The organism is Hyphomicrobium sp., assembly GCF_036262015.1.
Lineage (GTDB): Bacteria > Pseudomonadota > Alphaproteobacteria > Rhizobiales > Hyphomicrobiaceae > Hyphomicrobium_C.
This window is the reverse complement of record NZ_DATAJR010000009.1, coordinates 450,087-474,087: the sequence shown is the minus strand read 5'-3', so window position 1 is coordinate 474,087 and position 24,001 is coordinate 450,087. Positions and strand designations below refer to the sequence as shown.

Annotated in this window: 27 protein-coding genes; 14 read left to right on the top strand and 13 right to left on the bottom strand. The window is 62.9% G+C overall.

Features of this window, described 5'->3' with window-relative positions:
• Positions 1-14: 14 nt before the first annotated feature.
• Positions 15-731, top strand: coding sequence for an SIMPL domain-containing protein (locus VHO05_RS17790; RefSeq protein WP_329647953.1), 717 nt, complete (start codon positions 15-17; stop codon positions 729-731).
• Positions 732-895: 164 nt separating this feature from the next.
• Positions 896-1,090 (top strand): hypothetical protein, encoded by a 195-nt coding sequence (locus VHO05_RS17785; RefSeq protein WP_329647952.1) that lies wholly within the window; start codon positions 896-898, stop codon positions 1,088-1,090.
• A gap of 32 nt (positions 1,091-1,122) precedes the next feature.
• Here the strand turns inward: VHO05_RS17785 and VHO05_RS17780 are convergent, their stop codons facing one another.
• The 5 genes from VHO05_RS17780 to VHO05_RS17760 form a co-directional block, all read right to left on the bottom strand.
• The gene (locus VHO05_RS17780) at positions 1,123-2,031 is read right to left on the bottom strand and encodes a carbon-nitrogen hydrolase family protein (protein WP_329647951.1); all 909 of its coding nucleotides are present in this window, start codon (positions 2,029-2,031) and stop codon (positions 1,123-1,125) included.
• On the bottom strand, positions 2,031-2,621 hold the full coding sequence (locus VHO05_RS17775; protein WP_329647950.1) for a GNAT family N-acetyltransferase: 591 nt from the start codon (positions 2,619-2,621) through the stop codon (positions 2,031-2,033). The genes VHO05_RS17780 and VHO05_RS17775 overlap by 1 nt, the downstream gene beginning before the upstream one ends.
• Before the next feature lie 39 nt (positions 2,622-2,660).
• Complete coding sequence (locus VHO05_RS17770; RefSeq protein WP_329647949.1) at positions 2,661-3,086, bottom strand: ketosteroid isomerase-related protein; 426 nt, start codon at positions 3,084-3,086, stop codon at positions 2,661-2,663.
• Positions 3,087-3,243: 157 nt separating this feature from the next.
• Positions 3,244-3,564: a hypothetical protein gene (locus VHO05_RS17765; RefSeq protein WP_329647948.1), complete on the bottom strand. Its 321-nt coding sequence runs from the start codon at positions 3,562-3,564 to the stop codon at positions 3,244-3,246.
• Positions 3,565-3,622: 58 nt separating this feature from the next.
• Positions 3,623-4,042, bottom strand: coding sequence for a secondary thiamine-phosphate synthase enzyme YjbQ (locus VHO05_RS17760; RefSeq protein WP_329647947.1), 420 nt, complete (start codon positions 4,040-4,042; stop codon positions 3,623-3,625).
• Positions 4,043-4,126: 84 nt separating this feature from the next.
• Between VHO05_RS17760 and greA the strand changes: the two genes are divergently transcribed.
• From greA to VHO05_RS17745, 3 genes are all read left to right on the top strand, one after another.
• The gene (gene greA, locus VHO05_RS17755) at positions 4,127-4,594 is read left to right on the top strand and encodes a transcription elongation factor GreA (RefSeq protein ID WP_329647946.1); all 468 of its coding nucleotides are present in this window, start codon (positions 4,127-4,129) and stop codon (positions 4,592-4,594) included.
• A 168-nt stretch (positions 4,595-4,762) separates the two neighbouring features.
• Positions 4,763-5,245: a hypothetical protein gene (locus VHO05_RS17750; RefSeq protein WP_329647945.1), complete on the top strand. Its 483-nt coding sequence runs from the start codon at positions 4,763-4,765 to the stop codon at positions 5,243-5,245.
• 150 nt (positions 5,246-5,395) lie between these two features.
• On the top strand, positions 5,396-5,947 hold the full coding sequence (locus tag VHO05_RS17745; RefSeq protein WP_329647944.1) for a BPSL1445 family SYLF domain-containing lipoprotein: 552 nt from the start codon (positions 5,396-5,398) through the stop codon (positions 5,945-5,947).
• A gap of 24 nt (positions 5,948-5,971) precedes the next feature.
• Here the strand turns inward: VHO05_RS17745 and VHO05_RS17740 are convergent, their stop codons facing one another.
• Together VHO05_RS17740 and VHO05_RS17735 are read right to left on the bottom strand one after the other, a co-directional pair.
• Entirely contained in the window at positions 5,972-7,492 is a 1,521-nt protein-coding gene (locus VHO05_RS17740; RefSeq protein ID WP_329647943.1) for a sensor domain-containing diguanylate cyclase, read from the bottom strand.
• A gap of 140 nt (positions 7,493-7,632) precedes the next feature.
• Positions 7,633-8,109, bottom strand: a complete 477-nt coding sequence (locus VHO05_RS17735; RefSeq protein ID WP_329647942.1) for a YbhB/YbcL family Raf kinase inhibitor-like protein — start codon at positions 8,107-8,109, stop codon at positions 7,633-7,635.
• 109 nt (positions 8,110-8,218) lie between these two features.
• On the opposite strand from VHO05_RS17735, the gene VHO05_RS17730 reads away from it, so the two are divergent.
• Positions 8,219-9,202 carry a zinc-dependent alcohol dehydrogenase family protein gene (locus VHO05_RS17730; RefSeq protein WP_329648197.1) on the top strand — a complete coding sequence of 328 codons (984 nt, stop codon included), beginning with the start codon at positions 8,219-8,221 and terminating at the stop codon, positions 9,200-9,202.
• 69 nt (positions 9,203-9,271) lie between these two features.
• A complete protein-coding gene (locus tag VHO05_RS17725; RefSeq protein ID WP_329647941.1) occupies positions 9,272-9,490 on the top strand; it encodes a hypothetical protein in 219 nt (72 codons plus the stop codon).
• 2 nt (positions 9,491-9,492) lie between these two features.
• Here VHO05_RS17725 and VHO05_RS17720 read toward each other — a convergent pair whose 3' ends face one another.
• The 3 genes from VHO05_RS17720 to VHO05_RS17710 form a co-directional block, all read right to left on the bottom strand.
• Positions 9,493-10,059 (bottom strand): nucleoside 2-deoxyribosyltransferase, encoded by a 567-nt coding sequence (locus VHO05_RS17720; protein WP_329647940.1) that lies wholly within the window; start codon positions 10,057-10,059, stop codon positions 9,493-9,495.
• Between the two features lie 150 nt (positions 10,060-10,209).
• Positions 10,210-10,398, bottom strand: a complete 189-nt coding sequence (locus tag VHO05_RS17715; protein WP_329647939.1) for a hypothetical protein — start codon at positions 10,396-10,398, stop codon at positions 10,210-10,212.
• 102 nt (positions 10,399-10,500) lie between these two features.
• Entirely contained in the window at positions 10,501-10,887 is a 387-nt protein-coding gene (locus tag VHO05_RS17710; RefSeq protein ID WP_329647938.1) for a hypothetical protein, read from the bottom strand.
• 457 nt (positions 10,888-11,344) lie between these two features.
• Between VHO05_RS17710 and VHO05_RS17705 the strand changes: the two genes are divergently transcribed.
• Both VHO05_RS17705 and VHO05_RS17700 read left to right on the top strand, forming a co-directional pair.
• Positions 11,345-11,701 (top strand): tRNA-binding protein, encoded by a 357-nt coding sequence (locus VHO05_RS17705; protein ID WP_329647937.1) that lies wholly within the window; start codon positions 11,345-11,347, stop codon positions 11,699-11,701.
• Between the two features lie 195 nt (positions 11,702-11,896).
• Positions 11,897-12,091, top strand: coding sequence for a hypothetical protein (locus tag VHO05_RS17700; RefSeq protein ID WP_329647936.1), 195 nt, complete (start codon positions 11,897-11,899; stop codon positions 12,089-12,091).
• Between the two features lie 50 nt (positions 12,092-12,141).
• On the opposite strand, the gene rpoD is transcribed toward VHO05_RS17700, so the two are convergent.
• The 3 genes from rpoD to VHO05_RS17685 form a co-directional block, all read right to left on the bottom strand.
• Positions 12,142-14,118, bottom strand: coding sequence for an RNA polymerase sigma factor RpoD (gene rpoD, locus VHO05_RS17695; RefSeq protein ID WP_329647935.1), 1,977 nt, complete (start codon positions 14,116-14,118; stop codon positions 12,142-12,144).
• Between the two features lie 225 nt (positions 14,119-14,343).
• Positions 14,344-16,350, bottom strand: coding sequence for a DNA primase (dnaG, locus tag VHO05_RS17690; protein ID WP_329647934.1), 2,007 nt, complete (start codon positions 16,348-16,350; stop codon positions 14,344-14,346).
• Between the two features lie 197 nt (positions 16,351-16,547).
• Complete coding sequence (locus tag VHO05_RS17685) at positions 16,548-16,997, bottom strand: GatB/YqeY domain-containing protein (protein ID WP_329647933.1); 450 nt, start codon at positions 16,995-16,997, stop codon at positions 16,548-16,550.
• Positions 16,998-17,077: 80 nt separating this feature from the next.
• Here VHO05_RS17685 and VHO05_RS17680 point away from each other — a divergent pair, with 80 nt between their 5' ends.
• The 5 genes from VHO05_RS17680 (at position 17,078) to carB (ending at position 23,955) form a co-directional block, all read left to right on the top strand.
• Positions 17,078-17,542 carry an SRPBCC family protein gene (locus VHO05_RS17680; protein WP_329648196.1) on the top strand — a complete coding sequence of 155 codons (465 nt, stop codon included), beginning with the start codon at positions 17,078-17,080 and terminating at the stop codon, positions 17,540-17,542.
• A 186-nt stretch (positions 17,543-17,728) separates the two neighbouring features.
• Complete coding sequence (gene carA, locus VHO05_RS17675; RefSeq protein ID WP_329647932.1) at positions 17,729-18,919, top strand: glutamine-hydrolyzing carbamoyl-phosphate synthase small subunit; 1,191 nt, start codon at positions 17,729-17,731, stop codon at positions 18,917-18,919.
• Between the two features lie 170 nt (positions 18,920-19,089).
• Complete coding sequence (locus VHO05_RS17670) at positions 19,090-19,683, top strand: hypothetical protein (RefSeq protein WP_329647931.1); 594 nt, start codon at positions 19,090-19,092, stop codon at positions 19,681-19,683.
• A gap of 99 nt (positions 19,684-19,782) precedes the next feature.
• Positions 19,783-20,433 (top strand): hypothetical protein, encoded by a 651-nt coding sequence (locus VHO05_RS17665; protein WP_329647930.1) that lies wholly within the window; start codon positions 19,783-19,785, stop codon positions 20,431-20,433.
• A gap of 168 nt (positions 20,434-20,601) precedes the next feature.
• Positions 20,602-23,955: a carbamoyl-phosphate synthase large subunit gene (carB, locus tag VHO05_RS17660; protein WP_329647929.1), complete on the top strand. Its 3,354-nt coding sequence runs from the start codon at positions 20,602-20,604 to the stop codon at positions 23,953-23,955.
• The last annotated feature ends 46 nt before the right edge of the window (positions 23,956-24,001 follow it).

The following is a 24,001-nucleotide window of genomic DNA, read 5'->3' as shown; positions in this document are numbered from 1 at the left end:
CCTGGAGGTTATTCATGCGACTGACCAATACGTTGAGGCCCGCGGCTCTGCTGGCGGCGGCATCTCTCTTTTTCGTTTTCTCCGCTCCGCTCCGTGCCGAGGACAAATCCATGGATCGCCTGATTACCGTGTCTGCCACGGGCTACGCTTACGCCGAGCCCGATCAGGCGCGCCTTTCGTCCGGTGTCACAGCCGAGGCCGACACCGCCGAAGCGGCGCTCTCGGCAAACACCGAGCTGATGAAGAAGGTGATCTCCGGACTGAAAGAGGCCGGCATAGATCCCAAGGACATCCAGACCAGCAATTTCAGTGTCGATCCGCGCTACACGAATCCGCGCGATGGCGAACCGCCGGTGATCAACGGCTACCGCGTATCAAATCAGGTCAGCATCCTCGTGCGCGACCTGAAGGCCATCGGCGGACTGCTCGACAAGCTGGTTTCGCTCGGAGCCAATCAGATCAACGGGCTGAATTTCGAGGTAAGCAAGGCGGAGACGCTCAAGGATGGAGCACGTACGGAGGCCGTTGCGAATGCGCGCCGCCGCGCCGAGCTTCTGGCAAAAGCGGCAGGCGCCGAAGTTGGCGAGGTCGTCTCGATTGCAGAGGAGGTCAACTACGCCGGTCCGCGCCCTATGGCGATGGCGCGCTCAGCAAAGGCCGACTTTGCACCTGTCGAAGCCGGCACCGAGACGCTTGAAGCGCGTGTGACGGTAACCTGGAAGCTCAAATAGCAAACACACCCCTCCCCGTGAGGCGCGGGGAGGGGGTTCGACTACCGGCAGTTAATGCTTAACGCCTTCGAACGGGCGGGAGGCGCGCCATTGATGCGTATCAACTGGCGAGCGACGTCAATTGGGCTATCCTGTCGACCGCAACAAGTAGGCCGGTGGACAACATGCCCTTCATCAACTGGCTCCTGCGCCCGCTCTTGCTCTTGGCCGCTGTGATCGCAGGCTGGTTCGTCGCCGAGGATGCAACGAACTTCGGTCTCATCCAGATGGTCGTTGCGATCCTGCTCATTACGCTGGCCGTAGGTCTCGCAGCATTTTGGGAGACGGTGGTCGACTGGTGGCGGGACCGCAAAAGCTGAGCGTTAGCCCGACCAGCGCTTTGGCGGTCACCTCAGATGAGCTTGACCACGTCCACGGTATGCTTCAGCGGCTCGGCGCCGGGTTGCGAGGGCCAGTCGCCGAAGTTGCGCATCTCGCCGCTCGTCCTGAGACGCCGAAGTGCGCTGAGATCTGCCGTAGCGGACACCCATTGCTCGGCATTCAGGATGCCCTCGGCCAGGACGCCGTTGTCACTAACGCCGTGCTCAGGCGGAACGTAGATGCCAGCCGCGCCAACATTGAAATCGACGGCCGGAGACCACGGCGCGTCGCCTACGGTCGGGCTCTGCACCGTGACAATGGTGTTTTCGAGCGCGCGTGCCTGAGACCCGGTCCGTACGCGGAAGTAGCCCGAGATGCGCTCGGTGCAGGACGGAACGAGGATGGCATCGGCCCCGGCTTCGACGGCTGCGCGGGCCAGCAGCGGAAACTCGCTATCGTAGCAGATCAGGATCGCAAGCTTTCCGAGAGCGGTTTCGAACACCCGCAGCGGGCTTCCGGCCGTGACGCCCCAATTGTGCTCGAAGGGGGTCATGATCAGCTTTTCCTGCACGCCAACCTTGCCTGTCGGCGTGACGAGCTGAGCGGCGTTGACGAAGCGGCCGTCGGAATGTTTTGCCGGGCCCGAACCGACAAGAATATGCACGCCGTGCGTCTTCGCGAGCGCCGCATGTAAAGCAACGCGCTGGTCCGCCAGCTCGGCGACGCGCTCGAGCGTGGTGTTGAGGTCCTTGTAGACGGACGGCCCGAAGCAGGCCGCCTGCTCGATCGCGGCATACTCGGGGAACACCAGTAATTCGGCGCCCGTCGCCGCACCGTTCGCCACCCAATGCGTAATCTTGGCTTCCCACTCCTCGAGGGAGGCTGGTTGCCCGATTGGATACTGTGCGGAAGCAACTTTGAGATACTGCGGAGCCGCCATCAGAGCGCTTTCATCCAGAACTGCATGACGTGGGTGGTCTCGTCGGACTGGTCGACGTCCTTCCAGTCGTAGGTGGCCGTGAGGCCAGGAACGGGCGCATAGCCGCGCTTCGTCCAGAAGGCATCGAGCGGAATGTAGTCCTGGGGCTTCAGCGGATGATCGTCGGGGCGAACCACCCGGCAGAACGTGGAGTGCGTGAAGCCGCCGAGCTTGTGCGCCTGAGCCTCGCGCAGTTCGAAGAACTTGTGGCCAAGCCCATGGCCCCGATGGCTCTTAAGGAGGACGCTCTCGCCGCAATAGAAGATCTTGGAAAGATCGTAGCCCGCCTTGCGGAACGGCTCTCCGAACTCGTCGGCATGCTCGATCATGGGAGCACCCGTCGAGGCGCCGACCACGAGGTCGCCGTCGCGTGCGATCACGCAGACGGCGCCCTTCGCCTTGGCGAACTTTGCCAGGTATTCTTCCTCATATTCGAGCGTGCCGTCATAGAGGTACGGCCAGTCTCGAAAGACGGCAATGCGAAGCCGAGCGAGGTCGGGAAGCACGGCCTTGATGTCGTCGCCGGTCAGCGCGCGAACGTCGATGCTCATCGCGTTTCCTTTCTCACGGGAAGCTTCGCAAGGGGCCGCTTAGGCGACCTGGGCGATCCAGTCGGTCAGATTGTAATAGGTGGTGACGCGCGCGATCTTGCCGTCCCGGATTGCGAAGAAGGTTCCGGCGGGCAGAACGTAGGTCTGGCCTTGGGCAGGCGGGAGCTCGCTGTCGGTGTTGAGGTAGGTACCGTTGACGTTGAACTCCGCAGAGGCGCGCGTGCCGTCCTTGGACACCATCACCACGAGCTCGGTGAGCTTCTCTTTGTAGTGGTGGGTCATTCGCGCATTGAAAGCGCGGAACTTTTCGATCCCGACGCGGCGCTCGCCCTGGTTGACGTCGTGGATCACGTCGTCGGTCAGGAAACCAAGCATGCCGTCGGTGTTGCCGGCGTTGAAGGCGTCGTAGTAGTCGCGGATCAGCTTGGCTGTCGCGATACGAGTCTGGCTTTCGGCGTCGCTCATGGAGGGGCTCCCAATACTTAAGATTCGCAGCCTGCTTAGCAGGTTGAAGCCCCCGACTCAAAGGGGCGGCGGACCGCCGCTGCGCGACAAAGCGCATCGCTCGCGAGGGTCCGCCGCCCGGTTTTCTGTCCGAAAACGTTAACGCCCGGAAGGGCAATTAGCGACGCTTGGCTGCCTTGCGAGCCGGCGCCTTCTTCACAACACGCTTCACAGGCTTGCGAGCAGTGGTCTTCTTCGCTGCGGGCTTCTTGGCGGCCTTCTTGGCCGAGACTTTCTTAGCTGCGACTTTCTTCGCCATGGTTTTGGTTCCTTTCTTGCGCACGCCTTTGAACGGCTTCGCGTCTTCTTTGACGTCCATAAACCGTCCGGTCGTGTCGTTTCGCTTCGTCCATGTGCCCGTCAGTTCGTTCTTGATCTGGGAGCGCTTCCTCACGGCGCCGACGCGGCGATCATCTCCCGCTTCCTTGTTTCGAGCCATGTGTTGGTCTCCCTAGTTTGGTAGAAGTCAAAAACGACGAGCACATCCTTAGTGTGTGTTACGCGCCAAACACATGCAACACGATCTTTCGTATATGCGGTTGTTGGCGATGCTCGAAGAGAAAAATGCCTTGCCACGTTCCAAGCGCAAGTCGTCCATCCACGATAGGTATCGAGAGCGACGTCTGCGTAAGCGCAGTTTTGACATGCGCAGGCATGTCGTCGGCTCCTTCCATCGTGTGCACGAAGAGTGGATCGCCGTCGGGAACGAGCCTCCGAAAGAAGGCGATAAGATCGCGCTGCACATCGGTATCGGCGTTCTCCTGGATCACGAGCGAGGCTGATGTGTGCCGGCAGTAGGCCGTGAGCAGCCCGGTGGTGATGCCGGATGATTTGGTAAAGGCCCGTACGCTGTCGGTGATCTCGAACAATCTCTGTCCGTCCGTGGCGACCGAGATTTCCTTCAATTCCTGGCGCATACACGCGCTCCTCGTGATTTTCGCGGCGATAGGCCTATATAGGTGGAGAACAGTAAGTGCGATGAACGGGTCACACCAGGAACAATGAGCAGAGCATTCGTCAAAGAACCGGACGGCCTCGAGGCCTTCGATGAGCTTCCGGAGCGGCTGGTGTCGTCGAATCCGAACCTCGTCACCGAAGAGGGGCTCGCCGCCATCGAAAGTGAGGTCGCGCGGTTGTCGCGCGCCTATGCCGAGGCGCAGGGTGCTGGCGATCGGGCGGCTCTTAACGTCGCTGCGCGCGATCTGCGCTACTGGAACGCACGCCTGGCGACGGCGGAGTTCGTGCCGCCGCCGGCTGACAATGAGGAGGTTCGTTTCGGCTCGCGCGTGACATTCGAGCGGTCAGACGGACGGCGCCAGACGTACCGCATCGTCGGTGAGGACGAGGCCGATCCAGCGAAGGGTACGTTGTCATACGCGTCGCCGCTCGCGCGTGCGCTTCTTGGCAAATCCGTCGGCGATACGGCGCGCCAGGGCGCAGACGAGATCGAAATCCTGTCAATTGCCTAGCGCCTCCGGCTAACCGGGAACGTTGCCGCGTATCGTGGGCAAGCGGCTCTGCGTCCCCGCGCCCCCATCCAAAAAGCGTGAGCCGCTTGCCGAAACGCTGTGGGCCGACTTAGTCTCGCCATGTGGCGACGCAACAACGCGTCAGGTCAACAGGATCCGGGATAGATCATGCGGGGCTTGAAGCAGCGCGTATCAAGAAGTTTGGGATTGGGGTTAGCTGCGGCGGCAGCGCTCGCGGTCGTGGGTCTCGCGCACGCAGATACCCAACAACCGCAACCGGGCCTTGTCGAGGTCAAGCTCGGTCTTGAGAGCATCAGCAAAGCCGAGCGGACCCAGCTCTGGACGCGCGTCGACGAGTACGCGACCGTCGATGCGCTGCTCGAATTCTGCGGCAGGAAGCTCAACCTTCAGCGGCGCACCTGGGTCGCAGTCGCCCCCTGCGTTGAGGTCGCGTCGCTTCGTAAGGTGGCATCCGTCTTCCGGGCCAAGAAGTCGGAATACGTGAAAGCGTGGGAAACGGCGTTCGCCGACCCCGAGAAGAAGAAGTCGCTTTGCGAAAGCCAGAAGCCGAAGCTCGCCGAGTACACCAAAATCCTCGATGCCCACATCGCGGAGGCGACCTCGATGTGTAACGCCTGCATCTTCTGCTGACGGTGGTGCCGACGGGACAGTGTCCGCCACGAAGACACAACGCTGCGGCCATTCCGCCACATTCGTTCCACGGGCTTAGTTTACGCCGTTCTCTTAACGACGAGTCGTAGACTCGCCAGGCGCTCGAAACGGAAGAGGACGGACCGGCCCATGTCACCCAAGACGCTCGCACTCAACATCTTTCTCGCCCTCACCGTATTGGTGGGCGCAGCCCGCGGCGCTCAAGCTGCTTCGGCCTATGAGATTGATGCTGACGTCGACGCGGCGCTCCATCACTTCTATCGCACTGTCGGTGGCGCGCGTGAGCTGGTTCGCGATGCGGCTGGCGTACTCGTGTTCCCGTCCGTGGTCAAAGCAGGCATGGGCTTCGGCGGCGAGTACGGCGAAGGGGCGCTGCGCCGACAAGGCCATACCGAGGCCTACTACAATACCGTCTCCGCATCGTTCGGTTTTCAGCTCGGCGTTCAAGCGCGCACCGTCATTATTCTCTTCATGACCGACGAGGCGCTTTACAGCTTCCGCCGCAAGCACGGTTGGAAGGTCGGCGTCGACGGATCGGTGGCCCTCATCACGGTCGGAGTCGGCGGATCTGTTGACACCAATCAGATCACGAAGCCCGTTATCGGCTTCATCCTCGACCAGAAGGGCTTGATGTACAACCTCACCCTCGAGGGTTCGAAGATCTCGCGCATCGATCGCTGAGACGCCTCGTCGGCAAGCCCAGGTCTACGCGGCGCGGCCAACCTTCGAACGTTGGTCATTCGCGGCGCACGCGTTGGCTGTCACGGTCGACTCGCCGGCATCGACCGCGGGATCGTAGAGCCGTGAGCAGCCACGTCCGTCGCGCTTGGCGCGGTAGAGTGCCATGTCGGCCTTGGCCAGCCAGGCATCGATGGACAGCGTCGAGGGCGTCTCGACCGTGACTGCGCCGATGCTGACGCTAACCGGGATGACGTGCGTCTCGAATACGACCGGCCGCATCAAGGCTTGTTCGATCTCCTGCACGACGCTCAGAGCCTCGTCGGCGCGCGCAAGCGGCGAGGTGACAAGGGCAAATTCATCGCCACCCAGACGCGCTGCGATTGCGATGCGCTCCTTAAGCGCCTTGAGCCGTTCGGAGATCGCGACCAGGACGGCATCACCCGCTGCGTGGCCAAGCGTGTCGTTGACGGACTTGAAGTAATCGCAGTCGATCAGCAGCACGGCATGGGTTTTGTTCGGGCCATCGACGGGACCCAGAAGACCGGCGAACACGCGCATGAACCAGCCGCGGTTGGCGAGCCCCGTAGCGGTATCGTGGCGGGAGGCATAGAGAGCCGCCTGCTCGCTCTCAGACAGTTTGCGCGTCAAGCGCCGCACTGTGACCGCAGCGAAAGTCGTCATCATGGCGATCAGGCCGAGCGACAAAGCGATCGCGGGCATGGCAGCCCATAGAATCTCGTAGCCCGGCGACGAGAAATCCCAGGTGACGCGGGTCACCATATTGCCGTTCGCATCGCGGACCTCGTGCACATGCTCGCCGGTCCGGGCTTCGTGCTCGGCCGTCACGTGCTCAAGCCCATCGATGTGGGAGAGCGTCTCAAGGCGATCGAGCAGCGGCTCCGTCATCGTCTGGATGCCGAGCACCAGTGTCGGCTCTGCCGGGGTTGCGTGCTTTTCGTCGTCGGGCGTGATGGGCGACACGGTAATCATTGCCGGGTGCCCATCGACGGTAATGAAGTCGTTCACGTAGATGCCATCGGTCATGGCGCCGGGCATTCGCTCGTCGAAACCCTCGCCCGAAGCGCGGGCCAGTCGATAGAGCTGACGCGACCGCTCCATGGGCGCCGCAGCGGCGGCGAGGAGCCCGGCCACCTGATCCGGTGGGGGCGCGGCGTTATACTTGCTCGAGAAGCTGGCCTTGCCGTCAGGCTCGACGATGATGAGCTGCTGCATGCCGTTCGACGAGATGGCGTCGGTGCCGAAATACTCCTGAATCCAGCTTTGCCGTTTGGAAACGACGATGTTGCGGAACGCTTCATCCCACAACGTCTGCTGCAAAACCTGCGAGGCATGAAGCTCGCCAAGCATTTTCATGCCGCGTTCGAGCGCAGCCGTTTCGCGCTTCAGCGCGTCCTCGTTGATCTTCTCGATGACCATCAGTGTGTCTTTGCCGAGAAGCACCACGGCGATAAGTGCCGGCAAACCGATGGCCAGCCCAATCCAGCGCACAAGTGCGCCGCCGTTCGATCCTTGAATGGACGTCATCCCCAAAGCCCCCAATGCCCTGAACAACTTGACTAGAGTACGGGGCACCTCTTGAGGGACCTACAACGCAAACCGTTGAATGCCGTCAATTTTGGAAAGACTTCGTTGACCAAGCGCAGGACATGCGCCGAGCGCGGCTTTTATGGCGCCTTCTGATATGTGCCCATCAAGGTAGCTTGAGCCAGCACATGCCCTTCCATTGCGGCTTCCACTTGAGCCTTTCTCGGTGAGTTCAGACCCTTGAGGCGTACGTCGAGGGCAAAGAGTTTATGGAAGTACCGGTGCCGCCCGATCGGCGGGCACGGACCGCCGAAATCAAGGCGCCTCCAGTCGTTGAGACCGACCTCCGTACCCTTGGGCAGTGCATCTGCAGCGACGCCCTCGGCAAGCCCGGAGGAAACCGGCGGCAAATTGTAAAGGACCCAATGCACCCAGATGCGCTGGGGTTTGGCCGGGTCGGGTGCGTCGGGATCGTCGACAATAAGCACGAGGCTTTGCGTGCCGTTCGGGACGCCGTTCCAGACGAGGGGAGGTGAGATATCTCGCCCCTCACAGGTGTAGACGCTGGGAATAGGGGCGCCATCGACGAACGCCGGAGACGTGAGCGTGAGTGTCATGGCACCCTCCTGCATGAGACCTGGCTACGCGGCGCGCCGGCTGCATGGTATGAAATGCAACCGGCGTTGGACCTGTTCCCGCAAGTGAAGCACACCGATGCGTGAGTTGATGAAAGCCATGCTCCTGGATGCTCCAGGAGCCCCCCTTCGCTTCGCCGAGGCGGAGCGCCCGGAGCCCGGGCCGTCACAGGTGCGGGTAAAGGTTGCGGCTTGCGGCGTCTGTCGCACCGATCTGCACGTGGTCGATGGCGACCTCGAAAACCCAAAGCGGCCAATCATCCCCGGCCATGAGATCGTCGGGCGCGTGGATAAAGTCGGCGCAGGTGTCACGCGCTTTTCGCGAGGAGATCGCGTTGGCGTCCCGTGGCTCGGGCACACTTGCGGTGTCTGCCCCTACTGCCGCGAAGGGCACGAGAACCTCTGCGACGCACCCGGCTTCACCGGCTATCAGATCGACGGCGGCTACGCGGAATATGCGGTTGCGGACGCGGACTACTGCTTTCCCATTCCCGATGGGTTGGGCGATGTCGAGGCCGCGCCGCTGCTCTGCGCCGGTCTCATCGGCTACCGCGCGCTGAGCATGGCGGAACCCTGCGCAACGCTCGGCGTCTATGGATTTGGTGCAGCCGCCCACATCGTTGCGCAGGTCGCGCGGCACAAGGGAATGAAGGTTTACGCCTTCACGCGACCCGGCGACCAGACAGCGCAAGACTTCGCGCGCGAGCTGGGGGCAGTTTGGGCCGGTGGTTCGGACGAACGCCCGCCTGAGCCGCTCGATGCGGCCATCATCTTCGCGCCGGTCGGTCCGCTCGTCCCCCTCGCGCTGGAGGCCGTAAGGAAAGGCGGCACGGTGGTGCTTGGCGGCATTTACATGAGCGAGATCCCGGCGATGCCGTACCGGCTGCTCTGGGAAGAGCGCGTCGTCCGCTCGGTCGCGAACCTGACCCGCAAGGACGCCGAAGATTTCCTCGCCCTCGCTCCGCAGGTTCCGGTCCGGACGCATACGACCGCCATGCCGCTGTCCGAAGCCAATGAGGCGCTCGCTCGCCTGCGCTCCGGAGACCTCACCGGCGCGCTCGTTCTTGTCCCGTAAGCCCCGCCATCGACAGTCAGGATCGAAGTGACCAAGATAGACGCCCGAAATGTACCAATGAGGATCGCCATGCTGCCTCTGATCCGAGCCGCGACGGCTGCCGTGCTGGCGCTTTCGCTCCTGCCGGCCGCAGCCGATGCCGGGCGCAAGCAACGCCAGAGCTGGAACGATGTGCCGCTCAAAGACTGCACGCGCTTGAATGGGCGCTACGGCTACTATGGAAATCCGTGGTGCACACCGGCGGAGCAAAAGCGCTGGGACCGGTGGCAAGCCCGGCGCCTGAGGTGAGCCTAGGCCGCAAGCGTTCGTTGCGCGAGCGCGAGACAGTCACGGAAGGCCGCGAGATCCGATAGGATTTGATCAGGTGGCGCGTCGCGCACGACGAAATGCCCGCCCGCATCCAGAACCGCAACTGCGATCATGAGATTTTCGGCAAGGCCGAAGTCCTCGATGTCCGCGCGCCGCGTTTCGTGATCCCAGACAGACTGCGCCGGCTCCGGCACAGCGCGCACGCGGGCCGCATAGTCGAGCGCCACGTTGCTGTAGGCAAAACACGGACGGCCAAGCGCCCGCAGGAAGCCGATCTCGAAGGCTGTCCCCGCATCCATGCTGACGCTGCGGAAGGGCGTGCAGTTGGCGACGATCAGATCGCAGCTCCGCATCAGCTCCTCGTTGCCGTGGCTGATGGCACGCGCCAGCGCGATGGGGCTTAGCGCCCCCGCATCGGCGATGGCGTTATCGAGCGGGTAGACGCCTTCGAACCCGTACTCGGCGCAAAGCCGTTTCTTTTCTGCGCCCTGCGCGACGGCATTGGGAAAGAACACCTCGGGTCCGGCGAGGTAGACGCGGAGCGGCATTTGAGAGGAATCCTTGCGGGAGAGCCACGGCGATTGCCGGTAAATCTATCGCCCGCTTTTCGCGCTCGCAAATTGGTGAGTACGGGCCGTTTATCTTGAGCGGCAGCAACCGCGCCGGGCGTTTGTTCCAATGCCCCGAATAGGCGTGTCTCAGTTGGACGCGGTGAAGCCCAGCAACGACAGCACCCCCGCGACGGCGGCAGCGATCCAGCTCGCCATCACCGGTACCGACATGCCGTTGATGACGATCTCCCAGCCGGAAACGGCACGGACCAGCTGCAGCAGCGCGACAACCGCGAAGATGACACCCGCGAGGCGTGAAAAGCTGATGGCGCTCATGCCGTCCTCCTGAAGGAATACAGACGAAGCTTGCGCGCCCAGTCTATTGCGTGAGCAGGCGACCGGAAAATCAAATACTGCGGGCTGATGAACGGAGTGCCGCTAATGCTCCTTGCCCGTCTCGACGTGGAAGCGATGCAACACCCGGTGCGCGATGGGAGCCAGCACGAAGCCTGCGCCGATAACGATGATGAGGCCGGAGAGAATGGCGTAGCAGCCGGCAAAGATCTTGCCCGCCGTTGTGTGCAGCTCCGAGACCGGCCCCATTCCGGAAAGGATCATCGCCGCATTCACGAATGCGTCGGCGAGGCCCATGCTCTCGGTCCACGCGTATCCGATCATGCCGATCACCAGCCCGCCGAACGTGAGCATCGCCCATAGTCCGATTGCCCGGGCCATCCTGAGCGCGAACGTATAGCGAGGAACGACCTTCTGGGTCTTGTTTTCGAAGCGGGTGAGGGCGGGCAAAGGCGAGGGGTCAGGAGCCATCCGGCGCGTCTTTCATAGCAGGCACCGCATCGACCCTATCATTCCCAACAGCCTTCGAAAACATAGAGCCGCCCCGGCTCGGGCACGGTGAACCGCGGACCGTCGAATCCGCTGGGCAGCAGAGCTTTGCGCAGGAAGATCATCGCGCCCGCATGGCTGACGACCAGCGTGGGCACCGAGATCGACAGGCTTGGGTATGACCTCCGAGTGCTCATACTCTTGAAGCCATGCGTGCAAATCGGCCGCTGTCATGACCCCGCGTGCCGGCAGCCCTCGCACGACCTCGAAATGGCGGATCAATCCGATTTTAGTGATGGCGGTCATAACGGGACGACAGGTTTGCTTTCGGCGCGCGAACCTAACAGCGGCTGACGCGAACCGAAAGCGCGAACGGCTTTCAGCATCTGACGGACTGGGCTAAGTCTCCCGCTCAAATCACCTGACGTGAGACGACGACATGAGCACCGAGTTCAAGGCCTCCGAGATCACCTACGACGATTTCCTGAAAGTCGACATCCGCGTCGGCACCGTCATCGCGGCCGAGCCGTTCCCCGAAGCGCGCAAGCCCGCCATCAAGCTGAAGATCGATTTCGGCGGCGAGATCGGCATCAAGAAAAGCTCGGCGCAGATCACCAAGCACTACACGCCCGAAGCGCTGGTTGGCCGTCAGGTTGCCGCCGTCGTCAACTTCCCGCCGCGCCAGATCGGCAAGTTCATGTCCGAGGTGCTGACGCTCGGCTTCCCGGATGCGGACGGCGAGGTGGTGCTGATCTCGCCCGAGCGCGCCGTGCCGAACGGGGGACGACTGTTTTAGGGCGGAAGGATCGTGCCGCGCTCACGCGGATCGTCGAGGTGCCGCGTGCTGCCGATCGACGACGAAAGTCGCGTGAGGTTGCCACAACCGCTGTCCTTTGAGGTTTTGTAAGGTTCGCGCCACACGTGTGCCGTTGTGGCGCCACGTACGCTTCCTACATGTTCACGCGTAGCTCAACAGCGCGGAGGACAATCGATGCAAATGACAAGTGGCCTGCAAACCGACGCCGCTCGGGTTCGCGACGAGACCTACAAGAGCGTTATCGAGCAGGCGAAGGCGCAGGCGCGCCGCTATGCGGCGCTCGATACACGGGAAGGGCGCACCGCCGCCGTCGCCGTTCTGCGCTTTGCCCGCAGCCTCCGCGCCCGCCGCAATCGGCTGAGCGCCTAGCGCGAAGACGAAACAAAAACCCCCGAGTTTCCTCGGGGGTTTTTCTTTGATCAGTTGTCCAGGAAGCTCCGCAGCTTCCGGCTCCGGCTCGGATGCTTCAGCTTCCGCAGCGCCTTCGCTTCGATCTGGCGAATACGTTCGCGCGTGACCGAGAACTGCTGGCCGACTTCTTCCAGCGTGTGGTCCGTGTTCATGCCGATGCCGAAGCGCATGCGCAGCACGCGCTCCTCGCGCGGCGTGAGAGAAGCCAGAACCCGCGTCGTCGTCTCGCGCAGGTTGGCGGCAATTGCCGCCTGATCCGGCAGCACCGCGTTGCGGTCCTCGATGAAGTCGCCGAGGTGTGAATCTTCCTCGTCGCCAATCGGCGTCTCGAGCGAGATCGGCTCCTTGGCGATCTTCAGAACCTTGCGCACCTTCTCGAGCGGCATCGCGAGCTTCTCGGCCAGCTCTTCCGGCGTCGGCTCGCGGCCGATCTCGTGCAGCATCTGGCGGCTCGTGCGCACGATCTTGTTGATCGTCTCGATCATGTGCACGGGGATGCGGATGGTGCGCGCCTGGTCGGCGATCGAACGCGTGATGGCCTGACGGATCCACCACGTGGCGTAGGTCGAGAACTTGTAGCCACGGCGGTACTCGAACTTGTCGACCGCCTTCATGAGGCCGATGTTGCCTTCCTGGATGAGGTCCAGGAACTGCAAGCCGCGGTTCGTGTACTTCTTGGCGATCGAGATGACGAGACGGAGGTTGGCTTCCACCATCTCCTTCTTCGCCTGGCGGGCTTCGCGCTCACCCTTCTGCACGGCCTTGACGATGCGGCGGTACTCGGTGATTTCGAGACCGGTTTCCGTCGCCAGCTCGTGGATGTTGCCGCGGATCTGAGCGATCTGGGGGCGTTCGCTCTTGACGAGGTTGCCCCACTTCTTGCCGTTGTCGGCCATGCGGTCGAGCCACGTCTGGTCAAGCTCGTTGCCGAAGTACTCGTCGATGAACTGCTGGCGCGGCACGCCGTAGCTGTCAGCAAGACGCATCAGGCGGCCCTCGAGGCCGACGAGGCGGCGATTGATCGAGTAGAGCTGCTCGACGAGACTTTCGATACGCGCGTTGTTGAGCGAAAGGCTCTTCACGTCCGTGATGATCTCTTCGCGCAGCTTGTCATAAGCCTTCTGCTGCTGGCGCGAGCCGGATTCGCCCGCCACCTGCTGCTCGAGCTTCTTGTCCTGCTGCTTGCGCAGCTTCTTGTAGGTGTTGGCGATGTTGTCGAACGTCTCGAGCACCTTGGGCTTCAGCTCGGCTTCCATCGCTGCGAGTGAAAGCGCGTTCTCGAACTCGTCGTCATCCTCGCCTTCGCTGGGCGGGTTGGCGCCGCCTTCCTCGCTCGCCGCGCCTTCCTCGTCGCCTTCGCCGTCCATGGCTGGTGGCGCCTTGGCCTCGGGGCCTTCGTAGGTGGCTTCGAGATCGATGATGTCGCGAAGCAGAATCTTGCCTTCGTTGAGCTCGTCACGCCAGATGATGATGGCCTGGAAGGTGAGGGGGCTTTCGCAGAGGCCCGCGATCATGGCCTCTCGGCCGGCCTCGATGCGCTTGGCTATAGCGATTTCGCCCTCGCGCGAGAGAAGCTCCACCGAGCCCATTTCGCGGAGGTACATGCGGACGGGATCGTCCGTGCGCTCGGTCGGCTCGGCGCGCGTCTCGGAGCGCGCGGGCACACCGGCGGCAACGACAGCACGGCTGTCATCCTCATCCGCGTCAGGCGCCGACGCATCTGCGCCTTCTTCGCCTTCTTCCGTTTCGACGACGTTGATGCCCATGTCGGACAGCATCGCCATCGTGTCTTCGATCTGGTCCGGCGACACTTCCTCGGACGGAAGCACGGAATTGAGCTCGTCGAGCGTGACGTAGCCGCGAGCCTTGGCCGTCTTGAGCAGGCGCTTTACTGCCTGATCCGAGAGGTCGAGAAGAGGGCTATCGCGCTCTGCCGGTTCGGCTGTCGCGGTATCCTGCTCTTCGTTCTTTGCAGCGTTTGCCATGTGTCTCAACCGTCGCGAAAGAGTGAGGGAAAGGCGCCCGGGCGCCCGACTGTTTCAAAATGGGGTCCGGCCGGCGAAGAAGCCGGCATGGACATCAGGTTCGAGGCCGCCGATCTGGGTACCGGTCGCACACACGGCGGCAGCATCGAAGCCAACTGGCCCGAAGCCCCGCCGTAGATTGGCCGGTACACTCGCGATCCCAGACGTGGCGCTCCCCCCCTATCGTCAAGATGTGTGACCGAGTTCGGCCGCTGATTCGAAAGAGTCACTACTGCTCAACAGCTCGAGCTGCCGCTTCAGATCACAGATGCGGGCAAAGGACGCCTCACTGCGATCTTCATGCCAAGCCTGCTCGGCCGCTTCCAGCGATCGTTGGAGACCCACATGCCGATCGTGCATCGCGAGGGCGTGGCGCCAGCCATCTTCCACCTCGGTGCGCCCGGCTTCGGGCTCAGCAAACCGATCGCATTTATGCGAAACAGCCCGTTCGACAAGGGTCAAGACCTTGCCGAAACTAGATTTGTTCAAGTGGGTTCGAAGGGTTTCCGTGTCAAGTGAATTGTTGAGGGCGTGAGCCGAAAGGATTGCGTCCCGTAGCCGCGAAAGCGCAGTTGCCGTGAAGGGCAGCTCGGCGATGGCCTCGGCCTCTTCCTCGATCAACCAGGGGTGGTTCAGCAACACTTTCATCAGCAGGGCCTCCCGGTAGGGCGGAAGACTCGCTTCAGAGGCCACCATCGGGCTTTTCCTGAGGGCAGAGCTAGGGTTAACGTGCTCGGAGCCCTGCCCCAAGCCCGGCGGGAAATAGCGGCTAGGTGCGCCGCGCCGAAGTCCCGGCCGCCCGCTACCGAACCGGGCGCCCGCCGCGCCAAATGCGCCGCCGCCGGTCCGGGATTGACCGCCAGCCGAGCGCGCGCCTGCTCCGCCGGGCTGCGACCCTTGGCCGGTGGATGGCCAGTTTCCGCCTGTCCCCCAGGCCTCGGCGAGCCGTTGGCCCAGCGCCTGGCGATAGTGCGCCCGGACGCTTTCGTCCTCGATCCGCCCGATTAGCTCTTTGAGGGTCTTTTCGAGGCCCGCCCGCCGTTCCGGCGTCGACCAGTCGCGCTCCGCCCACTCGCGCTCGTACAAGACGTCGATCAGCGGCCGGGCCCGTCCCAGGCAGGCATCGAGCGCCGCTGGCCCTTGCTGGCGCACGAGGTCGTCAGGATCGAGGCCATCGGGCAGGAAGGCGAACATCAGGCTGGCGCCCGGTTTCAGATGCGGCAGCGCCGTGTCCACGGCCCGGAAGGCCGCCCGCTTACCCGCGCTGTCCCCATCGAAGCAAAGAATCGGCTCGGCCGACATGCGCCACAGCAACTTGAGCTGGTCTTCGGTGAGCGCGGTACCCAGCGGTGCGACCGTTTCCGTAAACCCAACCTCCGACAGCGAGATCGCGTCCATATAGCCTTCGACGGCGATGACGCGGTCCTTGTCGTGCGCCACCGCCCTGGCCCTGTGTGCGTTGAACAGCAGGTGCCCCTTGTGAAAAAGAGGCGTCTCAGGCGAGTTCAGGTACTTGGCGTTCTGGTCGGGATCGAGGGCGCGGCCGCCAAAGGCAACGATGCGGCCCCTCGCGTCCCCGATGGGAAACATCACGCGATGGCGGAAGCGGTCGTAGGCGACGGGAATATCGTCGCCCGAGATCAGCATGCCCGAAAGCGCCATCTCTTCGAGCGTGTAGCCCGCCTTTGCCAGATGATCCTTGAGCGCGGAGCGCGAATTCGGCGCATAGCCGATGCGGAATTCCGCCAGAGTCCCGGACTTGAGGCCGCGTTTTTCGATGTAGCGGCGGGCGTCCGCGCCAGCGGACCCGGAGAGGGCGTTTTGGAAGAATTTCGCGCTCTCTTCCATGAGGGCCAGGAGACGCGTACGCTCGTCCGCACGCTCCTTGTCCTCGGCCTCGGCCTTCGGCAGGACCACCCCCGCTTCCTCGGCGAGGCGTTCGACGGCCTCGGGAAAGCTCAAACCCTCGGTCGTCATCAGGAACTTGAAGATGTCACCATGCTCGCCCGAGGCGAAGCAGTGGTAGAAGCCCTTCTGATCGTTGACGAAGAACGACGGCGTCTTCTCCATCTTGAACGGCGACAGGCCTGAGAACTCGCGCCCCTTGCGCTTGAGCGCAACTTTCCGCCCCACGACCTGGCTCACCGGCAGGCGTGCGCGAATCTCGTCCAGAAGATGAGGCGAAAATCGCATGGAGTGTCAGAGGTCCACGGCCGGATGTACGGAAAAAACGTAAGCAAGACTTACGCGATTCGCGCCCACCCCTTTCGGGTGCCTGGTCGCGCAAGCGACCTTGTGGGCACAATCCACAGGGCGGGGAGTGAGACAGCCGACAGCACGGCAGTCGGGAAAGCCTGTTCCCTACTGCCGGCTGCCAAATCCCGCACGGCCTACTTCAGCAACTCCTTGAGCACTCCGCTCGCCTTGCCGAAGTCCATCTGCCCCGCGAAACGTTCCTTGAGCGCACCCATCACGCGGCCCATGTCCTTGGGGCCTGAGGCACCCAGCTCGGCGACGAGCGCGGCAACTGCGGACTTCATCGCCGCTTCATCCATCTGTTTTGGCAGATAGGTTTCGAGAATGACGATCTCGGCCTTTTCTTGGTCTGCCAGTTCGTTGCGGCCCGCCTTTTCATAGGTGGCGATGCTCTCGCGCCGCTGCTTGACCATCTTCTGCAAAATCGCAACGACTTCCGCGTCACCGACCTCCGTCGGCGGCTGGCCGCCCACGCCGAGTTCCCGGTCCTTGATGGCCGCCGTGATCAGGCGCAGCGTGGTGAGGCGCGCCTTTTCTCCGGATTTCATCGCGTTTTTGACGTCTTGATTGATACGATCGCGCATGGGGACCTCTCGAATGGCTCGGGCGCTATATAGGACAGGCACGGCCCGCGCGCGAGGCTGGAGACGAAAGGTTTGTGACGATGCCGGGTGGCAAGCGAACGGATACGGCTTCGCGCATTATTGCGGCTTCACCGCCAGTGGTTTACCGCGCGCTGATTGATCCGGCGGCGATCGTAGAGTGGCGGCCGCCCAAGGGCATGACGGGCCAGTTTTTCACCTTCGAGCCGCGCGAAGGCGGGCGCTTCCGCATGGCGCTGACGTACACGGACGGGGGAGGGTACGGCAAAACCGCCGAGCATACCGATATCGTCGAAGGACATTTCGTCGAGTTGGTGCCGGACGAGCGGGTCGTCGAAGCGGTCGAGTTCGAATCCGACGATCCGGCATTTGCCGGAACCATGCGCATCACAACGATTCTGCTGCCGTGTTCTGGCGGTACGAAGGTCACGATTCGCTGCGAGGACGTACCGCCCGGCATAAGCGCCGAGGACCATCAGGCGGGCCTGACGTCGACCCTCGCCAATCTGGCGGCATTTACCGAATGAGATTTCTGCTGCCGGAGCAGGCGCTAAGTTGACGCGCACAGGGGGTCACCCCATTTCTTGACGCGGTGGAAGCCCTCGCATAGGGTCCGCCGCGATCCACGGACCTGGCTTCGAGCGGACACCCCTTGTGCGCGGTCGCGCGCGAGAACGTCCCCTGCGAGCCCAACGATATGAGCTCGTCGCCCGATGAAATCCACGCCCGCGCCCTGGACCGACACGCTTGAGACCGCTCGCCTCGTGCTGGATGACGGGACCGTCATCTCAGGCGTTGGTCTCGGCGCCACTGGATCGGCCGTCGGCGAGGTGTGCTTCAACACCGCCATGACGGGATATCAGGAGATCCTGACCGACCCGTCCTACGCTGGGCAGATCATCACCTTCACCTTCCCGCACATCGGCAACATCGGCACCAACGCCGAAGATACCGAAACATCCAATCTCGCGTCACGCTCTGGCGTGCGCGGCTGCGTTCTCCGCGCAGAGATCACCGATCCCTCGAACTATCGCGCTGCCGCTCACTTCGATGCTTGGCTCAAGCAGCGTGGAATCATCGCCATTTCCGGCATCGACACGCGGGCTCTGACGGCGCTCATCCGCGAGAAGGGGATGCCCAACGCCGTGATCGCGCACGAGCCCTCGGGCAAGTTCGACATCGACAAGCTCGCGGCCGAGGCGAAGGCCTGGCCGGGCCTGCTGGGTCTCGATCTCGTGCCGGACGTCACGAGCGGGCAAAGCTACACGTGGGACGAGACGCGCTGGGTCTGGAACACGGGCTATGGCCGGAACGAGAGCCCCGAATTCCACGTCGTCGCTGTCGACTATGGTTTGAAACGCAACATTCTGCGCTGCCTGGCGTCGGCTGGCTGCAAAGTCACGGTAGTGCCGGCCACGACGAAGGCTGAGGACATTCTGGGGCGAAAGCCAGACGGCGTGTTCCTGTCGAACGGTCCCGGCGATCCGGCTGCTACCGGCGAGTACGCGGTCCCGGAGATCAAGAAGCTGGTCGACTCGGGGCTACCGGTGTTCGGCATTTGCCTTGGCCACCAGATGCTGGGCCTCGCGCTGGGTGCCAAAACCCGCAAAATGCACCAGGGCCATCACGGCGCCAATCATCCGGTCAAGGACTTCACCACCCAGAAGGTGGAAATTACATCCATGAATCATGGGTTTACGGTTGACCGGGAAACCCTGCCGGAGGGTGTCGTCGAGACCCACGTCTCGCTGTTCGACGGTACGAACTGCGGCCTCGAGCTGAAGGACCGGCCCGTCTTCTCCGTCCAATACCATCCGGAAGCGTCCCCAGGCCCGCAGGACAGCCACTATCTGTTCACGCGCTTCGTAAACAAGATGCGCGAGCAGAAAGAGCTCCGCCGCTAAGCCCGAGCGGTGAAATCCGCGGCGGCTCCGTGGATTAAAGCTACGAAATGTTCTCGTCCAATCATCGACTTTTTCCCGCGCGCCCGTATAGGATGCGCGCCGATCGACAAAAGCCGGTCGGTAAAAAGAGCGCTGAACCGCGCGCAATCTGGGAAACGAGAGACGTCCAAATGCGTAAAATCTTGCTCGCCACCATGTCGGTCGCTGCCGTTGCTGCGATGTCGCCGGGCGCGTTCGCCTGTGATGCAAAGGCTGATGTGGAGGCTGCGTTCAATGAGCAGCACAAAGCGCCGTGGCGCACGGAGATCGTCTCCAAGAGCGATACCGGCGTCGTGCAGACCCAGCAGTTCGACTTTCTGCCCCCGGATCGCATCTATCGTAAGGTGACCTCAGGCGAGGAAAAGACCGAAACGGTTGGCATCGGTCAGACCGCCTGGACCAATGAAGGCGCCGGCTGGCAGGAAATGAAGAAGGGGGTCGCGGATCTCGTCGTCAATCATTTGAAGAGCACGCTCGCGCCGGCCAAAGTTTCGGTCGAGTTCAAGTGTCTCGACAAGGTGACCTACGACGGCAAGAGCTATCTCGGTTACCAGACGGTGCCCGAGGAGGTCGAAGGCAAGACGCTGGCACGTACGATCCTGGTCGATCCCGAGACGAAGCGTCCGGTTTTCAACATCATCTCTCCGCCGGATCTGAGCGGCGAACCCCTGATGAGGGAAGCCTACAGCTATCCCGCCGACATCAACATCGAGAAGCCTATGTAGCCGGCCATTCTTGCGCCAACGGACCGTGCGCAATCTAGCGAAAACAGCGAGCCGTGACGAAGATCTCGGCCGGAGAAGTTGAGGAAGGAAACGACAAAGATGCGTTTGAAGCTCGGCACTCTCGCCATTGCCATCGGCATGGCCGCGGCCGGCCCGGCGCTTGCGGACTGCTCGACCGAGGTCGCGCTGGCCGTGAACAGCCAGGGCAAGCAGAAGTTTCTGCGTAAGGAAACAAATATGGTCACCGAGGCTGGCCCGGTGAAGATGACGGTCGAGTACCAGACCCCCGATCGCATGCGCCAGATCGTGACGCCGCTGACCGAGGGGAAGGCAGTCGAAAGCGTTGTTGTCGGGGACAAGGCCTGGACCAATAGCGGCGATGGCTGGAAGGAAGCCCCGCAGAACGAAGCCGAGCAGCTCGTTCAGTACATGATCAAGAGCATCGCTCAGGTCTACCAGGAAGTCGGCAAGTTCGAGTGCACCGGCACCGAAACCGTCGAGGGGCGTGAGCTGCGCGGCTACCGCGGCATCGACGAGGCGCCGAAGCCAGCTCCGGGCAAGAAGGACAACGAGCAGTCGACTGTGACCAGGAACGAAGCCGTGCGCATGGTCTACCTGGATCCTGCAACCGGGTTGCCGGCCCGCAGCATTATGGCTCGCCAGGGTTTCCTCGATAAACCGATCTTCAAGGAGGTCTATTCGTACCCGGACAAGATCGAGATCGAGCCGCCGAAGGACGTCAAGAAATAGTCATTTCAGGCAGAATTCAGCAGTGAACGTGTCGCGAGGGTGTCATAAGGCGCCCTCGCTTGCTGTCGGGACCCGGTCCTACGATCAACTCGCCGCAGGCGAGGCCCGTGTATCGCGGCGTCTCGCCTATAGCCAAACCCGAAACCGTCGAATAGAACCGGCCTCGCCATGCCCAAACGCACAGATATCGACTCCATCCTCATCATCGGCGCCGGCCCGATCATCATCGGCCAGGCGTGCGAGTTCGATTATTCCGGCACACAGGCCTGTAAGGCCCTGAAGGCGGAGGGGTACCGGATCATTCTGGTCAACTCCAATCCTGCCACCATCATGACGGATCCGGAGCTGGCGGACGCGACCTACATCGAGCCGATCACGCCCGATATCGTCGCCAAGATCATCGCCGAGGAGCGCCGTCAGCGGCCGAACGACAAGCTCGTGCTGCTGCCGACCATGGGCGGCCAGACGGCGCTCAACACCGCGCTCGCGCTCGAGCGCCAGGGTGTTCTCGAAGCGCACGGCGTCGAACTGATCGGCGCGCGCGCCGAGGCCATCGACAAAGCGGAAGACCGCAAGCTGTTCCGCGAGTCGATGGACCGCATTGGGCTCGAAAGCCCCCGCGCCGTGATTGCCTCTTCGCCGCCCATCAAGGATGCCGAGGGACATATCGTCGGTTACGACGCGCAGGTCGGCTTTGCCGAGGCCATGCGCGCGCTCGACACGGTCGGCCTGCCGGCCATCATCCGCCCCGCCTTCACGCTCGGCGGCACGGGTGGCGGCGTCGCCTACAACCGTGAGGAATTCGAGCAGATCGTTCGGTCGGGCATCGATGCCTCGCCGGTCGGCCAGATTCTGATCGATGAAAGCCTGCTCGGCTGGAAGGAATACGAGATGGAGGTCGTCCGCGACAAGGCGGACAACTGCATCATCGTGTGCTCGATTGAGAATATCGATCCGATGGGCGTGCACACGGGCGACAGCATCACGGTTGCCCCCGCTCTGACGCTCACCGACAAAGAATACCAGATCATGCGCGACGCCTCGCTGGCGGTGCTGCGCGAGATCGGCGTCGAGACCGGCGGTTCGAACGTCCAGTTCGCGGTCAACCCCGAGGACGGCCGCCTCGTCGTCATCGAGATGAACCCGCGCGTGTCACGCTCCTCGGCGCTCGCGTCCAAGGCGACGGGCTTCCCGATCGCCAAGGTCGCGGCACGCCTCGCCGTTGGCTACACGCTCGACGAGCTCGAGAACGACATTACGGGCGGCGCGACACCGGCCTCCTTCGAGCCGACGATCGACTACGTCGTGACGAAGATCCCGCGCTTCGCGTTCGAGAAGTTCCAGGGTGCCGACACCACGCTGACCACCGCCATGCGCTCGGTCGGCGAGGCCATGGCCATTGGCCGGACCTTTGCGGAAAGCCTGCAGAAGGCGCTTCGCTCCATGGAGACCGGATTGACCGGTCTCGACGACATCGAACTCGAAGGCCTGGGCCAGGGCGACGACAAGAATGTCGTCCGCGCCGCGCTCGGTCGCCCGACTCCCGACCGTTTGCTCAAGGTGGCGCAGGCTTTGCGCCTCGGCGTCGATGCCGAGCAGGTGCATGCGTCGTGCAAGATCGATCCGTGGTTCATCGCGCGCATCCAGGAGATCCTGGACGTGGAAGCGCGCATCAAGGCGCACGGCCTGCCCGGCACTGCGGAACATCTCCGCTCGCTCAAGGCCATGGGCTTCTCGGATGCACGTCTCGCCAAGTTGGCCGGCAAGACCGAAGCCGAGGTGCGCGAAGCGCGCCGCGCGTTGAGCGTGCGCCCGGTCTTTAAGCGCATCGACACCTGCGCGGCCGAATTCGCGTCGCCGACAGCCTACATGTATTCGACCTACGAGCGCGGCCTTACCGGCGCGCCGGTCTGCGAGGCTGCGCCTTCCGATCGCGAGAAGATCATCATTCTCGGCGGCGGTCCGAACCGCATCGGCCAGGGCATCGAGTTCGACTACTGCTGCTGTCACGCGTGTTTCGCGCTCACGGCTGCGGGTTACGAGACCATCATGGTCAACTGCAACCCGGAAACCGTCTCGACCGATTACGACACGTCGGACCGCCTCTATTTCGAGCCGCTGACGGCCGAGGACGTACTGGAGATCATCCAGCGCGAGCAGGAGAACGGCAAGGTCAAGGGCGTCATCGTACAGTTCGGCGGCCAGACGCCGCTCAAGCTCGCGAGCGCGCTCGAGGAAGCCGGCGTTCCCATTCTCGGCACGTCGCCTGATGCCATCGACCTCGCTGAGGATCGCGATCGCTTCAAGGCGCTGATCGACAAGCTCGGCCTGCGCCAGCCGGAAAGCGGCATTGCGGCCACCCCGCAGGAAGCTGCCGCCATCGCCGAGCGCGTGAGCTTCCCGGTCGTCATCCGTCCGTCCTACGTTCTGGGCGGTCGCGCCATGGAGATCGTGCACGACCGCGCCGAGGTAGATCGCTACATCACGCGCCTCTCCGCGACGCTCGACCGTCCGTCGGAGCTTGTCGTTTCCGCGAAGCGTCCGCTCCTCATCGATCGGTATCTCGCCGATGCAACCGAGGTCGACGTCGACTGCCTGTGCGACGGCAAGGACACGTTCGTCGCCGGCATCATGGAGCACATCGAGGAGGCGGGCATTCACTCCGGCGACTCGGCATGTTCGCTGCCGCCGTACTCGCTGTCGCCGAAGATCATCGCCGAGCTCGAGCGCCAGGCGCGCGAGCTAGCGCTTGCCCTCGGCGTCGTCGGCCTCATGAACGTCCAGTTCGCCATCAAGGACGACGAAGTCTACGTTCTCGAGGTCAACCCGCGCGCGTCGCGCACGGTGCCGTTCGTCGCCAAGGTCATCGGCAAGCCGATCGCAGCCATTGCAGCTGAGGTCATGGCCGGCCGTCCGCTCGCCAGCTTCGGGCTGAAGCCGGCGAAGATCGACCACGTCGCCGTCAAGGAAGCCGTGTTCCCGTTTGCGCGCTTCCCGGGCGTCGATCCGATCCTCGGGCCGGAGATGCGCTCCACTGGCGAGGTGATGGGCGTGGATCGCGACTTCGCGATCGCATTCGCCAAGAGCCAGCTTGGCGCGGGCCAGAAGCTGCCGCTCTCCGGTACGGTCTTCGTATCGGTCAAGGACAGCGACAAGGACCGCATCATTGCGCCACTCCGCGAGCTCGTGGACCTCGGCTTCAAGGTGATCGCGACCCGGGGCACGCGGCGTCATCTGCAGGCGAATGGCCTGCAATGCGAAGTTGTGAACAAGGTACTTGAGGGCCGCCCACACATCGTGGACGCCATCAAAAACGGCGAAGTGGCGCTGGTATTCAACACAACTGAGGGTGCCAAGGCTGTGGCTGACAGCAAGGACATCCGGCGCTCGGCCTTGCTTCACCATGTTCCGTATTATACAACTTTAGCCGGTGCGGTCGCAGTAACGCGCGCGATCAAGGCCTTGAAGGCCGATATCCTCAAAGTTTCACCGCTGCAGGCCTACGTCGGCCGCGCCTCTTGAGACTTCTGGGTCCTTGAGGCGTTATCCGACCACCAAGTCCCATTAG